Source organism: Vibrio salilacus, from assembly GCF_002811245.1.
Classification (GTDB): domain Bacteria; phylum Pseudomonadota; class Gammaproteobacteria; order Enterobacterales; family Vibrionaceae; genus Vibrio; species Vibrio salilacus.
Genome location: NZ_NIVQ01000002.1, coordinates 26315 through 39811, shown reverse-complemented (window position 1 = coordinate 39811; position 13497 = coordinate 26315). Strand labels below are relative to the sequence as shown.

Below are 13497 nucleotides of genomic sequence, written 5' to 3'. Positions count from 1 at the left end.
TGGACTTAACCCGACATAATATAGAGATTTTTGCCAATGATTCTGCGATCTAGCCTGCAAGAGAGACAAAGAATAACATCAAAACGGGTACCAAAAGACTTAATATAAATCCACTAACAATGGCAATGGGTACACAGCGTACACCTCCTGTGGTTTGAATCACTGGTAGTGTAAAGTCCATTGCTGTCGCACCAGCATAACCGATAGAAGTGCAAGGTTTGTTGCGGATAAAGAGTGGGATTAAAACTAGGGCGATCAGCTCGCGTAGCAACTCTATCATAAAAGAAGCGCCGCCATAGACTGGACCAAACGCGTCGCCCATTAAAATTCCTGCGAGTGAGTACCAACCGAATCCAGATGCCATTGCTAGGCCCTGATAAACATCGATTTGAAGTATTGTCGCAGAGATGACTCCACCAATCATGGAGCTAGCAATAATGACTAGGGCAATGACCATTCCATGCTTATTGAGTAATATCTGCCTCAGAGTTAGCCCACTATTGCGTAATTGAATACCAATAAAAAACAGCAGTAAAAACAATATCCATTCACTGGCGATATCAACCCAACTCAGGTCGAAAGGCAACATAAGACCGATTGCTAAGCCGCTGCCGACAACGATAATCAGCTTGGCAGACTCAAGTGCCATCGATGACAAAGGAAGCTTAGTATTACTTGCATCGGTTTTGATCGGTAGCCACTTATCAATAAGCGGTAAAACCGCTAAATTCGCTAGGCTTAAGCAGCTAAAAAAGACGGCGGTTGTCTTTAAGATTAACTGCAGGTTTTGGCCGAGATTATCTAAAGCGGCTAGGCTGAGTCCCATCAAAGCTAGGATGACATAGATTAGATTTGCCGTTGTAGCGTTGATTTTTTCAAGCACAGATGGTTTGGTAATCGAAATAAAATACCCCACCACCAGCGGGGCAAAAATAAATATCATCCCTGAAAACATGGTAAATCCTATTTAGTGGTTAGAGGCCACTTGCCCGAATGAGTTCGTCTATCTGAGTATTGAACTCAATATCACTTAAATTGCTGAGTTTGTACAGTATATCGGCACCGGTAACGTCAAATTCAACGGTATGGTCGTCAATGTTTTCATCTTGACGACGGAACATAAGAATATGATTGGCGATACGAGCAACATCTAAGTAGCTGACAGCTACGTCAGATGAAGTGATGGTTTGATTAGAAGCCACTGCAAGGAAGTCTTGATCAAAACCCCATGTGTCTAGCACCAACTTACTTGCATTAGAGCACTGTCGATCAAATATCTGGAAAGCGATATCTTCTGCTAGGTAGTTACCTTGTGCTAAGTAGTTGTGGTACTCGTTAATAATACAAAACAGGCCAATGTCAGCCAATAGGCCCGTAAGGAGAGCCTTATCGGTTTCAAGGTTGTTGTAGATGGCTAATCCAGTTTCTTTAAAACCCCGAGTGACGAATGCCATCGTGGCGGCCAACTCTCGTGAATTTGCGGCACTTTGATTAAGAATTTTGTTGCACGAGTACGTTAAGTTGACCGAATGCTTAAGTTGTTCAATAGCTTGGGCTGTTACGATGTCGCGGACACGCAAAATACCTAAACGTGAAACCGCTGTCATTAAGTCTGTGCAGGTGATATTGCGGCGATTAAATATCACAGAATTGGCAACTCGAACAACAATGGCGGCAAGACCTGGGTCTTCAAACAGGCAATCAGCAACATCTGAGATAGTGGTGGTATCTTGGGTACAAAGTTGTTGAATCTTTAATACGACATCAGGGATCGGAGGTAGCGAGATCTTGTTGCTCTTGATTGAATTTTCAATCAAGCTAGAAAACTCGGATTCGATTCCTTTGATTAACAGGTCACCGTTTTCTGGTAGCCAATAAAAAGAGAGGTGGTTCATAGGATCTATACAATTATCATACTGTAAACAGTTTAACGTTTTCACTAATATATTAGCAATCAATAGATAGTACTAAATGATAATTTGTGTAGTGATTTATTTGCACCTTAAACCACATTACATCCGTTCATAAAAAGTAATAGAGTGTGATATTAATCTCAATGTTCATCTAATCCAATACTATTGATGTGACATATGCACAGACTTAATTCGTTTCGTTAACTATCATTCATACTATGCAATATCGCTTAAGCCTCGCAAAACAAAATAATATTGCTTGAGCGTAAATAATTAATTCGCACATTACTGCTGTTATCTGGAGATCTTAACTAATCGGGGTATTTGATTAAGGATCAATGGATATGACAGAGCAAAATTTTATTCAATACGTTAAAAAGTTTGGTGACTTTCAAAAACGTTCGATGTTTGGTGGTACTGGGCTGTTTAAAGATGAGGCTATGTTCGCCCTAATAAGTAACGACCATGTGTTTATTCGTGGTGGTGAGAAGCTCGATAGCGAGTTATCGCAACTAGGCTGCGAAAGGTATCGTCATGTTAAAAAACAGACAACGGCAACGGTAAACTACTATGATGTCACAACGCTGTTTGTGGCTAACGACAGCAAGATAGCCGGTCTTGTCGAAGAATCTATTACCTATTCGGTTTCTGAGCGTGAATATAAACGTTCATATGCTAATCGCCGGCTACGTGATTTGCCCAATATGCAGTTGACATTAGAGCGTATGGTCAAAAAAGCCGGAATTGAAGATGTCGATACTTTTGTTGAGCTTGGCGCTCCAGCTGTGTTCTCTAGAGTGAAGCTGGCTTATGGCAGCGATGTTGATGTGAAGTTGTTGTGGAAGTTTGCAGGTGCGATAGAAGGTATTCATTGGAAATTAATCCAAGAGCCACGCAAACGCCAATTACTAGGGTCTGTTGACCTTTCGAGCTGATTTTTGCAGCACTTTGTGGGAAATTTATACAAGGCATCGGCTTTGACGTGTGGTTGCTCTACACAAAAAGCCGATAACGCAGTAGAAATGAACCACAAAGGCTGCCCGAAGGGTTCCGCTAGAATCGTTTTATGCTTTGTTAAGCGGTATTGACTTAGAATAACTAGGCGACATACTTCTTGCCGCGCCTAAAACGATTCTATCTCGAACAAAATTTAACCGCCAAAGATAAACAGACCCTAGCTAATTGTCACTAAAATTATTTTTATCCACTCCTTTATGAGGAGGGATTGCTCAAGCAAATGGATTAGCATAAAAACCGAGGTAATGACCTCGGTTTTTATCGTGTTAGAACTTAAAGCGAGTGGTGAACATTAGTTGGTCACCATAGAAATCATTAATACGTGCTTCGCCACCGATTGAGAAAAGTTCTGTCGAGTGGAAGCGAACGTAAGCTGACCCAATCCATTTGTCATCATCATCAATCGATACATAACCGCCTTTTCCACCAACTTCAAGTTGTGGGCCTAACCACTGACGGATGCCTAAATTTAGCTCCATACCAGTATTGGTGCCTTGACCGTAGCCACTGCGACGCTCATTACCAGTATCGATTAGGCGAAGTAACATTTCACCTGTGAAATCGGCCCAGTTGTTGATTGGAGCGTGAAAGCCAAAACCTGCAGAGGCATCATAATCGCCTTCAAATTCAGAATCGAGACGACCAAGAATGTGGGCATTAGGGTGGATCGACTTACTGATAGCAGTACCAAAGGTAACAGGGCTTGCGCCGATACGAGCTTCTAAGTAGTCATAACTGAAGTTGCTCATTACTGCTGGGCTGTTTGGATCGGTTTGAGCGAATGATTGGCCCGATGCAAGCACTAGGGCTGCAGCTAAGATTGTTTTACGCATATGGACGATAAACCTTTATCTTGTTAATTTCCTTGGTCTTTAGCGACGTGCGCGCCATGACATCATTACGACATGATAATGCATCATAGCAACAGTCACTATAGAAATGTCATTGTTTTGTCGTGATTTAGATAACTAAGCAAACTCTATGCCACAAATGACTAATTATTCACCGTAATCGGCACGTTTTTTTGCCATTGCTGCAAAGATTTTTTCAGTGTCAAGCACTGATGCCCAAGGCATTAAATCAGGTTCGTTTGCAATCATATAAGTCGTAAGTTGGCTTTTGACTATTTCTCTTAGTTCATCGCCGCGCCATGGTTTAGTAATGAAAAAATCAAGACTGGAGTGATTGACAGCCTCAACTGTGTCTTCTAAGCCTGCTTGCCCGGTTAACAAAAGCTTACGCGCCTGAGTGGTTGGCGAGTTTTCATTGAGCTCAATCAGAAATTGGATGCCAGTTTGATCAGGCATAATGTGATCACAAAGTATAAGCGCCAATTTTACGTCTTCTTGCTGGTACTCTTCGATCAGAGATTTTGCTTCTGCAACTGACTCAGCAGCCTCCAAAACAAAATTCTCTTCAAAGCAATCGAGATCTTGAACGACACTATCTAAAACGTCACGTTCGTCATCAACACATAAGATTAGGTACTTGTTCATTCAGCGCTCCTTGATTCGGGCAATGCTTGGTCGTAAGGTAACCAAACAGAAAATGTAGTGAATTGATCAATTTCGGACTCGACTTCGATTTTTCCGCCATGTTGATGGACAATTTGTTGGCAGACCGATAATCCGATGCCAAGACCAAAATTACCCTCTTTTTTAGTGGTAAAATTTAAACTAAACATTTGCTCTTGGATATGCTTAGGGATACCACCGCCGTTATCAGTAAAGCTGATCACTGCCCACTGGCGATACGCTTTTTCTTGCATACTGGTTTCTATTAACAAGTGGCCTTTACTCGGAAAGGCATCAATGGCGTTGGATATAAGATTAGTCCATACTTGCTGCAAGGCTATTGGCAGGCACTGAATGGAAGCTAAATCGGCGTAGCGCTTTTCAACCTCATGAAATTTTAACCTGTTTTCAAAAATGACTAAGGTGTCTTCGATGCCTTCATGAATATCAATCAAGTGGCGCTTTTCATCATCAGGACGAGCGTAACCTTTGAGGCTGCGGACCATATCGGCGATACGACCCGCACACACGTTTATTGAGCGAAGAGTGCTGCCCGCCATGTAATAGTCTTCAAGTTGAACAAGTTGCGCCATGGTTGCGTCAGGGTGGTTTTGCGCTTTTTTTTGCCAGTGAACGTCGCTTTCAAAGCCGAGTTTGACCAATTTCTTTGCTAGGCGTCGATCGCCGACATTTTGCTGTACCTGGCGAGTCAGTTCTCTTTCTGTTGCGGTTGAGCGTGGGCGCTGTGCTAAGCCAGCCTTGAGTACTTCAATACCATCGATACCGACGTCTTCGCTGCAACGACCATCGACTAAATGTTGTATTTTGGCGGTTAACGTTTCAGTGCTACGTAAAATGGCTGCAATAGGGTTATTGAGTTCGTGCGCGACTCCGGCAACCAGTTGCCCGAGCATCGCCATCTTCTCTCGTTCAATGAGTTGCTGATGAGCGGACTCAAGTGATTCCAACGTTTTTTGCAGCTCGAGCTTGGTATTAATACTGCGTTGCAAACGACGATTAAAGTGGCGTAGCAGCAAGTTGGTAAATAGCGGCAGTAAGGTCATATTGGAATGCATGACTTTAGTGAACACGTCTCGGTCGAGTTTTATTACCTCTGTTTGTGACAGTGTCACTGCGGTTGAAAAAGAGGGCTCCCCAGTGACAAATGACATTCCGCCCACGATATTGCCCTGGCTATGCCGTACTACCTCACGCTGCATACCGATGTCGTCTTTTTTATACAGAGCAACGTCACCTTTGGTAATGAACCATAGGAATCGATTTTCTTCACCCTCTACTGTTAACAGATGATCGGTGGAGTAGGTGCGGCAAGCTTTGGTTTCGTCTTGTTCAGCAAAAAAATCGAGCAAAGCTGTGGAGACTTTTTGCGCCAACTGTTGATCACTCATGCTGTGATGATCGGTAATGAACCCTTCTCGATAGCTGCGCATTTTCTGATCGATATGGGCGCGTAGCAGACGATGTTGATCAAGCACTTGGCTATAGGACAGTAAGTTCTCTTTGTCGTGCGTGAGAATAAAGGTGGTCAGCTCTTTTTTCACCGTCCTATATACCACGTTGTCCTGTAGTGGTTTCGTCAGACAGTAATCGAGGCGTCCATCGTTGACGGCAGAGAGAATTACTTGGATGTCTTTACCACTGCTAATTAAGATTTTTTTGGCACTTTGTGTGTGGTGATTCTTGTCGAGTTGAATCAAGAAATCAGCGCCATTGAAATTATCGTGGTGGCTAGCAATGACCAAGGCGACGGTTTGTTGTTGTTCGAGGCAAAACTCAAGTGCCGCGTGGGCATCGTCAATGGTATCGACTGTATGTAGGTCAAACTTACAGGCAAACGAACTTAACTCGCGTCTAAGTTGTTCAACGCTAATCGGGTTGTTGTCTAAACACAGTACAGAGAATTGATTCACGACTCGCTACAATATTAACAAATGACGTCTTTCACTCTAGCAAGCTTAGCAATAGAGTATTGAGAGCTAGGTATGAAGAATCTCATTTGTTTTGGCTTTAAGGCCAATACTCTGATTTATCTCAATGTTTTTTGGTGTAGACTGAAGCAAATCGTGACTAAGAATTGATGACCATGGAATTAAAAAAGCTCGGCGCTATTGGTGGCGCCATCTCTCTCGCTTTGTGTTGGCCGTTGGCTGTTGGACAAATTGGACAGAGCGTTATTAAAAACAGCGTGACTTACCTTAATAGTGATTCTGTACGCGCGGAGGTTATTGAGTATGACCGAGGGTATCTGTCATCACAGATCATCACTCGTTATACCGTGATTGACCCGATACTAGCCGAACAGTTAGTGGTTGATGGTTTACCAAACGAACTGGTGGTCAATAGTCAGGTGTCGCATGGTCTAATCAGCCTTAGTGCCGAATCGGTGCTTGAGAATGTCGATGACCTGCCATTAACGCTAGAGACCGTCACTCAATTAAATGGTAACACCGAGTACACCCTTAAGCTTGATCACTGGAACCATGTCACTGAAGGGCAAGATGGTGCGATTGTCTCTGTTTCTCCTTCTACGCTGAGTGGTCATGTTACGGTGTTGGGCGACATGACCTATCAACTCGATGTTCCTTCAGTAGAGATTGATTTCAATTCCGGAGAGAAAATGGTGCTTTCTGGTCTACAAGGCGAAGGTGAAGGAAAAAAGGTCGACAGTTTTTGGATAGGCGAACAAACGCTTAAGCTAGCGAGAGCCGCGATTGTTAGCGGTGAACAATCGCCTTTATTTGCATTGAGTGACAGTCAATATCGTTTTGTTAGTTCGTTTGATGAAGCCGCTAAAACGGTCAGTAGTCAGCATATTGTTGAACTAAATAAATTGGTCACTAGCGATGGTGACGTTGACAGTGTGTCACTCGACTTTGCCTTTGGCGATCTAGATAGTGAAGCGTTCGCACATTTAATTACCCTGTACCAAAACAATCCTGTCCCGAGTAACGACGATATTCAAACTGCGATACCTTATGTCGATAGTTTGTTTTCAAAGGGTTTTTACCTCGCCATCAATAAGATGGAGGTCAACCTCAACGAGCAAAGTCGCTTCGAAACAACGTGGAGCATTAACGTACCTAAAGGAACGGATAATGTGACTCAAAATATCGCGATGATCTTGCCTGCTTTGACTGGGGATATCGATACTTATTTCTCCAACGGCTTAGTGACCCAATATCCATTCATTCAGCAGGGCATTGATGAAGCGATGGTGATGGAATTAATGCAGCAAAATGACACGGGCTACCGTATCAAAGCGCAGCTTAAAGAGGGTAGCTTACTGTTTGAAAACGGTCAGGAAATTCCGTTGATGGCGCTACTTATGCCAGCACTAATGCAACCTTAACGGGTCAGTTTATTGGCTTTAACCGATAAAGAGGTCTGAAGACCTCTTTTGTTGCTTTTTATCCGATAAAAAACATGCTATTAATCGAAGTAATCGTAATACAAGTTTGAGCAAGGAAAGTGAGATGGAAAAGGTGTATAACTTTAGTGCTGGTCCCGCAGGGCTGCCGAAGGCCGTGATGGAACAGGCGCAAAGCGAATTTGTAGATTGGAATAACTTAGGTACTTCTGTGATGGAAATCAGTCACCGTAGTAAAGAGTTTATTCAAGTAGCAGAAGAGGCAGAGCAAGATCTGCGTGACCTTCTCAATATTCCCAATAACTACAAAGTGCTTTTCTGTCAGGGTGGTGCGCGTGCTCAATTTGCTGCCGTGCCGCTAAACTTGCTTGGTACAGCCAAAAAAGCCACCTATATTGATGCGGGTTATTGGGCAGAAAGTGCAATTAAAGAAGCGTACAAATATTGCCAAGTTGACGTATTCGACGCTAAAACACAGCGTGAGGGCAAAACTGCTGTGGTAGATGCGGATCAGTGGACGATTGATCCAGCTTCTGCGTATGTTCATTTTTGTCCAAATGAAACCATTGATGGTATTGAAATCAGTCAATTGCCTGTAACAGAAAAGCCGATTGTTGCTGATATGTCGTCGAACATTCTATCTCGTCAAATTGACGTATCGCAATATGGTGTTATTTATGCAGGGGCACAAAAAAATATTGGTCCTGCAGGCATTTGTATTGCTATCGTTCGTGACGACTTACTCGATTTAGCCAATACGCTGCTGCCAAGCTTTATGAGTTACAAGGTGCTGGCAGAAAAAGAGTCAATGTTCAATACACCGCCAACATTTGCTTGGTATCTATCTGGCTTAGTGTTTAAGTGGCTTAAGCAACAAGGTGGTGTCGCTGTGATGGAGAAAATCAACCAAGAGAAAGCGTCGCTATTATACAGCCAAATCGACGAGTCTGATTTTTACATCAACACGGTTCATCCTGATAATCGTTCCCGTATGAATGTCCCTTTTCAATTGGTCAAACCCGAGCTTGACGAGTTGTTTCTTGAACAAGCACAAGCGAAAGGTTTGGTTGCACTTAAAGGTCATAGGGCCGTTGGTGGCATGCGAGCATCAATCTACAATGCGATGACGATGGAAGGTGTTCAGGCTCTGGTCGACTTTATGCGCGAGTTTGAAGCCAATAACGCTTAAGCACCGCAAAAGGAAAAAGCCTAGCGATTTGCTAGGCTTTTTTGATCAACGCTGTTTAGCTTTACGCCCTGCGGAAGGTTTACCGGAACCTGTCGCTGTCGCTTTCCCACCACGAGAGTGTTGGAGTTTGGCCCCTGGTTTACCGTTGACCTTGCCGTTATTACTACTATTGCTTTTAGCGCGTTGTTCGCCATGCATTTTTTCAAAGCCAGGTTGTGACTTAGTGTGCTTAGTCGCGAAGCGGTGAGCACCATGACGACCAGATTTACGACGTTGTGCCGGTGTTTGTGCATCAAAATCTTCTTCCGGAATCAAACAGCCCGGCTTATCACCGATAAGGTGTTTCTTACCCATATCGATTAGCGCTTCGCGGATGATCTTCCAGTTTTCTGGATCGTGGTAACGAAGCAGTGCTTTATGCAGACGACGTTGACGATCACCTTTAGGCACTGGTACATCTTCACGTTTCTTATATTTCACGCGCTTCAGGGGGTTAGTCTCTGAGTAATACATTGACGTTGCATTACACATTGGCGATGGGTAAAAGTTCTGTACTTGGTCACACTCGTAGTTATGCTTTTTCAGCCACAATGCAAGGTTAAGCATGTCTTCATCTTCTGTTCCCGGGTGAGCCGAGATAAAGTAAGGAATTAGGTACTGCTTCTTGCCCGCTTCAGCGCTGTACTTTTCGAACATCTCTTTAAAGCGATCGTAAGTGCCCATGCCCGGTTTCATCATCAGATCTAGAGGGCCTTTTTCAGTATGCTCTGGAGCAATCTTCAAGTAACCACCTACGTGATGCGTTACAAGTTCACGTACGTATTCTGGAGATTCAATCGCAAGGTCATAACGAACGCCTGATGCGACCATTACTTTCTTAATGCCCGGAACTTTTCTTGCTGATCGATAAAGGTCAATGGTGTGTTGATGGTCTGTGTTGAGCTTTTCACAGATTTTAGGGAACACACATGAAGGACGACGGCAGTTAATTTCTGCTTTCGGATCTGAACAGCCTAAACGGTACATGTTCGCCGTTGGGCCACCTAAATCAGAAATAGTCCCGGTAAAACCAGGTACTTTATCTTTAATGTCTTCGATCTCATCCAAGATAGATTCTTTCGAACGGTTTTGAATAATACGTCCCTCATGTTCGGTAATCGAACAGAAAGAACAGCCACCAAAACAGCCACGCATGATGTTCACCGAGGTTTTGATCATGTCATATGCAGGGATTTTCGCTTTGCCATACATAGGGTGAGGAACACGCTTGTAAGAAAGGCCAAACACGTAATCCATCTCTTCTGTTGTCAATGGAATCGGTGCTTGGTTCACCCAAAGTTCACGGTCACCGTGACGTTGAATCAAAGCTCGACCAGAATACGGGTTGGTCTCAAGATGCAAAATGCGGCTCGCATGAGCGTAAAGGATGCGGTCATTATTTAGCTTCTCAAACGCAGGGATACGAACTGCAGTTGTTTTTGCATCGTGACGAGAAGGGCGAATAGTAATAGGTTGCGCCTTTACCTCTTCCTTTTCATCTTTCTTGGTCTCACATTGCGTTTCAACTTCGTACGGGTTTACTGGCACATAAGCCTTGTTCGGCTTTTCGATACGAGAAGAATCAATGATTTTAAAACCTTCAGGAGCCGCTGGCAGGTTGATGGCGGTACCGCGAATATTGGTTAGGTTAGCGATCTCTTCGCCATCAGCAAGGCGATGTGCCACTTCTACCAATGCACGCTCAGCGTTACCGAAAAGAAGGATATCTGCTTTTGCATCAAACAATACCGAGCGACGAACTTTGTCTGACCAGTAATCGTAGTGCGCAACACGACGCAAGCTCGCTTCAATTCCACCAAGCACGATAGGCGTACCTTTATAGGCTTCACGACAACGTTGAGAGTAAACCAGCGTTGCTCGGTCAGGACGCTTGCCGCCTTCATTGTTGGGGGTATAGGCATCATCATGGCGTAACTTGCGATCGGACGTGTAACGGTTGATCATTGAGTCCATGTTACCGGCAGTGATACCAAAAAATAGGTTAGGTTTGCCCAGTGCCATAAAGGCGTTTTTATTGTGCCACTGAGGTTGAGCAATGATACCGACACGGAAGCCTTGGGCTTCTAACAAACGACCGATGATGGCCATACCAAAGCTTGGATGATCCACATAAGCATCGCCCGTTACGATAATAATGTCACAACTGTCCCATCCAAGGGCGTCCATCTCCTTTCGACTGGTCGGAAGGAAAGGTGCGGTGCCAAAGCACTCTGCCCAGTATTTCTTATGCTCGTGAATAGGAGTGATGTTGCTGTACATATTTTGCTCTCTGTGCCAAGGAGCGCGAATTATAGCGACTTGGCCAGCGACTATCTAGTTTAATATCTTATGAAGATTGTGGTATCTTAGACCTGCTTAACTTAAGACGTATTTGCTACATGGCTAACGCGTCTGAATCTGCTATGATCTGCGTCCTAATATCCCATTAATTCGATAGTGTTATGATTCAGCAATTACTCGCCGTCCTGTCCCCGATGTTATTGGGCGCACAGCTCATTCTAACGTTGATCTTGGTAAAGGGCGATCTCTGCCCTGGTCAAAGAGGGCGCATTCACAAGATGCTGCCTACAATCGCTCTTTTGTGGCTAGCCGTGTCATCATTACGTATTGAAGCGACGATGATCGTCTTTGCAATCGCTTATTTTTATTCTCAAGTACAAACCAAAAAGACTCGCGTACAAGGCCCGATGTGGGTGATGTATTTAGCCAACGGCCTTGCATTGGCTTATGTCGCCATTGAGATCGGTAATCAACCATCGCTTGCGGCAAGTTTGAATACCTTGGTTGCTATTTTCTTACTTGGCGCTCTGCTTGGGCATTTATTGCTGACGATTGCGCGAACCCGTTTGCAAGCCTTTCATCGAATTTTACCCGTCACAGGTATTGTGGCGGCGATGCTGATGAGCTTAACCATCTTGCTTCAGGCTTACACAATGGATCCACAAACCTTAACTCAAGTGACCGAACCTTTATTGGTTGGCCTAGCAATGTTAATTACCTCAATCGTAATATGGTGCTGGCATCTCTTGACAACAAAACCTGTGAATAAACTTCAGCTTGGTTGTGCGCTAGCGCTCCTGTTGTTGGCGGTTTCTTCCAATCAGGCGCTGTTTTTATTGTAAGCGTAGAAATTTAGAGTTTGCTCACTGCGAACATTGCCAACCATTACTAAGCTTAACTAAGTGAGTGCGTAAAAAGGAGGCAAGGATGGATCTGAGTAATGCGGGTAATTTTGATAGCAGTATTCTGTTAGGTATCGTCAATGAGAAGCTGCGTTTAGAGTGTGACAGTTTTGATGAGTTGATCAGCACCTATGAAATGGATGTAGAGCAAGTTGTTGGCAAACTTGATCTGCTCGGTTACAGCTACGACCCATTAACCAATCAGTTTAAGTCGTATCAACGGTAAACCCAAATGAGGAGGCGCACAGCCTCCTTTTTCTATCCTAGTTTGACGGTTTTAATTCCATCTAAATGACCTTGCGACTGAATACGTGCCGTATTGAAGAATGCCTGTAGATAGCGCTTATCCTTATCTGAATGTCGAGTGGCCGCAAATAGTCTGCGCCATAAACCATTGCCAAGCGGAATGCTGGTAATCAAACCTTGGCGTGAGAACTCACTGATTGCCCAATTCGGTAACGCCGCAACCCCAAGCCCAGCAGAAACCATTTGAATCAGCATCAAGGTATTATCCGCTTGTTTCCACTGTTTGGGGTCGACGGAGGCAGGTTGCAAAAAGTGTTTAACCACATCAAGACGGTTTTTCTGTACTGGATATGAGAGCATGGTTTGATCGCTCAGATCATTAGGTTGAATCGACTTTTTCTCAGCAAGAGGATGGCTAACCGAGGTCACTAGACGCATCTCAAAATCAAACAGGGGTTCGTAATGCACTTCAGAACGCGGTTGAATATCTGAGGTGATGACTAAGTCGAGTTCGCCACAAACGAGAGCGGGTAAAGGTTCAAACCCAAAGCCGGATGAGAAGTCGAGTGTCACGCTAGGCCAAGCCTGTTGGTACTCCTTTAAGGCGGGCATTAACCACTGAAAACAAGAGTGACATTCGATTGCCATATGCAGTCGGCCATTAACATCTTCTTTTAAGCTAGCCACTTCATTTTCTGCTTTGGCAATCCGAGGCAGAACGTCTTCGGCTAGCTTCAGGAATATCTCACCTTCAGCGGTGAACTTCACGGGGCGAGTTTTACGCAGAAATAGCTGACCACCTATGCGAGCTTCAAGATCTTTAAGCTGGTGGCTGAGAGCCGACTGAGTAAGATGCAATGTGGTGGCGGTGGCGGTTAGCGAACCGGTATCGCGCAGTGTTGCTAAGGTTTTAAGGTGCTTGAGCTCAATCATGAATTCCCTTCATATAGACGATTTCTGCTTGAATAGTATTAACTTACTCCGATTC

Annotated in this window: 12 protein-coding genes; 5 read left to right on the top strand and 7 right to left on the bottom strand. The window is 44.1% G+C overall.

Features of this window, described 5'->3' with window-relative positions; all coding sequences use genetic code 11:
* Positions 1 to 49: 49 nt before the first annotated feature.
* The gene (locus CDZ87_RS01630) at positions 50 to 955 is read right to left on the bottom strand and encodes a LysO family transporter (RefSeq protein ID WP_100751885.1); all 906 of its coding nucleotides are present in this window, start codon (positions 953 to 955) and stop codon (positions 50 to 52) included.
* Between the two features lie 19 nt (positions 956 to 974).
* The gene (locus tag CDZ87_RS01625) at positions 975 to 1895 is read right to left on the bottom strand and encodes an HDOD domain-containing protein (protein WP_100751884.1); all 921 of its coding nucleotides are present in this window, start codon (positions 1893 to 1895) and stop codon (positions 975 to 977) included.
* Between the two features lie 356 nt (positions 1896 to 2251).
* Between CDZ87_RS01625 and CDZ87_RS01620 the strand changes: the two genes are divergently transcribed.
* Positions 2252 to 2848 carry a TfoX/Sxy family DNA transformation protein gene (locus CDZ87_RS01620; RefSeq protein ID WP_100751883.1) on the top strand — a complete coding sequence of 199 codons (597 nt, stop codon included), beginning with the start codon at positions 2252 to 2254 and terminating at the stop codon, positions 2846 to 2848.
* A 348-nt stretch (positions 2849 to 3196) separates the two neighbouring features.
* Here CDZ87_RS01620 and CDZ87_RS01610 read toward each other — a convergent pair whose 3' ends face one another.
* The 3 genes from CDZ87_RS01610 to CDZ87_RS01600 form a co-directional block, all read right to left on the bottom strand.
* Entirely contained in the window at positions 3197 to 3763 is a 567-nt protein-coding gene (locus CDZ87_RS01610; RefSeq protein ID WP_100751881.1) for a hypothetical protein, read from the bottom strand.
* 165 nt (positions 3764 to 3928) lie between these two features.
* Positions 3929 to 4426: a response regulator gene (locus CDZ87_RS01605; RefSeq protein WP_100751880.1), complete on the bottom strand. Its 498-nt coding sequence runs from the start codon at positions 4424 to 4426 to the stop codon at positions 3929 to 3931.
* Complete coding sequence (locus tag CDZ87_RS01600) at positions 4423 to 6375, bottom strand: ATP-binding protein (RefSeq protein ID WP_100751879.1); 1953 nt, start codon at positions 6373 to 6375, stop codon at positions 4423 to 4425. The genes CDZ87_RS01605 and CDZ87_RS01600 overlap by 4 nt, the downstream gene beginning before the upstream one ends.
* A 173-nt stretch (positions 6376 to 6548) precedes the next feature.
* On the opposite strand from CDZ87_RS01600, the gene CDZ87_RS01595 reads away from it, so the two are divergent.
* Positions 6549 to 7814 (top strand): DUF945 family protein, encoded by a 1266-nt coding sequence (locus tag CDZ87_RS01595; RefSeq protein ID WP_100751878.1) that lies wholly within the window; start codon positions 6549 to 6551, stop codon positions 7812 to 7814.
* A gap of 124 nt (positions 7815 to 7938) precedes the next feature.
* On the top strand, positions 7939 to 9021 hold the full coding sequence (serC, locus tag CDZ87_RS01590; RefSeq protein WP_100751877.1) for a 3-phosphoserine/phosphohydroxythreonine transaminase: 1083 nt from the start codon (positions 7939 to 7941) through the stop codon (positions 9019 to 9021).
* Positions 9022 to 9066: 45 nt separating this feature from the next.
* Here the strand turns inward: serC and CDZ87_RS01585 are convergent, their stop codons facing one another.
* Entirely contained in the window at positions 9067 to 11340 is a 2274-nt protein-coding gene (locus CDZ87_RS01585) for a YgiQ family radical SAM protein (RefSeq protein ID WP_100751876.1), read from the bottom strand.
* 182 nt (positions 11341 to 11522) lie between these two features.
* On the opposite strand from CDZ87_RS01585, the gene CDZ87_RS01580 reads away from it, so the two are divergent.
* Positions 11523 to 12203, top strand: a complete 681-nt coding sequence (locus CDZ87_RS01580) for a hypothetical protein (protein WP_100751875.1) — start codon at positions 11523 to 11525, stop codon at positions 12201 to 12203.
* Positions 12204 to 12288: 85 nt separating this feature from the next.
* Positions 12289 to 12489, top strand: a complete 201-nt coding sequence (locus CDZ87_RS01575; protein ID WP_100751874.1) for a DUF4250 domain-containing protein — start codon at positions 12289 to 12291, stop codon at positions 12487 to 12489.
* Between the two features lie 32 nt (positions 12490 to 12521).
* Here the strand turns inward: CDZ87_RS01575 and metR are convergent, their stop codons facing one another.
* A complete protein-coding gene (gene metR / locus CDZ87_RS01570) occupies positions 12522 to 13442 on the bottom strand; it encodes an HTH-type transcriptional regulator MetR (protein ID WP_100751873.1) in 921 nt (306 codons plus the stop codon).
* Positions 13443 to 13497: the final 55 nt, after the last annotated feature.

Coding starts and splice junctions, on each gene's coding strand:
- serC (WP_100751877.1), top strand. CDS start 7,939: ATGGAAAAGGTGTATAACTTTAGTGCTGGTCCCGCAGGGCTGCCGAAG.
- CDZ87_RS01610 (WP_100751881.1), bottom strand. CDS start 3,763: ATGCGTAAAACAATCTTAGCTGCAGCCCTAGTGCTTGCATCGGGCCAA.
- CDZ87_RS01595 (WP_100751878.1), top strand. CDS start 6,549: ATGGAATTAAAAAAGCTCGGCGCTATTGGTGGCGCCATCTCTCTCGCT.
- CDZ87_RS01630 (WP_100751885.1), bottom strand. CDS start 955: ATGTTTTCAGGGATGATATTTATTTTTGCCCCGCTGGTGGTGGGGTAT.
- CDZ87_RS01625 (WP_100751884.1), bottom strand. CDS start 1,895: ATGAACCACCTCTCTTTTTATTGGCTACCAGAAAACGGTGACCTGTTA.
- CDZ87_RS01580 (WP_100751875.1), top strand. CDS start 11,523: ATGATTCAGCAATTACTCGCCGTCCTGTCCCCGATGTTATTGGGCGCA.
- CDZ87_RS01605 (WP_100751880.1), bottom strand. CDS start 4,426: ATGAACAAGTACCTAATCTTATGTGTTGATGACGAACGTGACGTTTTA.
- CDZ87_RS01585 (WP_100751876.1), bottom strand. CDS start 11,340: ATGTACAGCAACATCACTCCTATTCACGAGCATAAGAAATACTGGGCA.
- metR (WP_100751873.1), bottom strand. CDS start 13,442: ATGATTGAGCTCAAGCACCTTAAAACCTTAGCAACACTGCGCGATACC.
- CDZ87_RS01575 (WP_100751874.1), top strand. CDS start 12,289: ATGGATCTGAGTAATGCGGGTAATTTTGATAGCAGTATTCTGTTAGGT.
- CDZ87_RS01620 (WP_100751883.1), top strand. CDS start 2,252: ATGGATATGACAGAGCAAAATTTTATTCAATACGTTAAAAAGTTTGGT.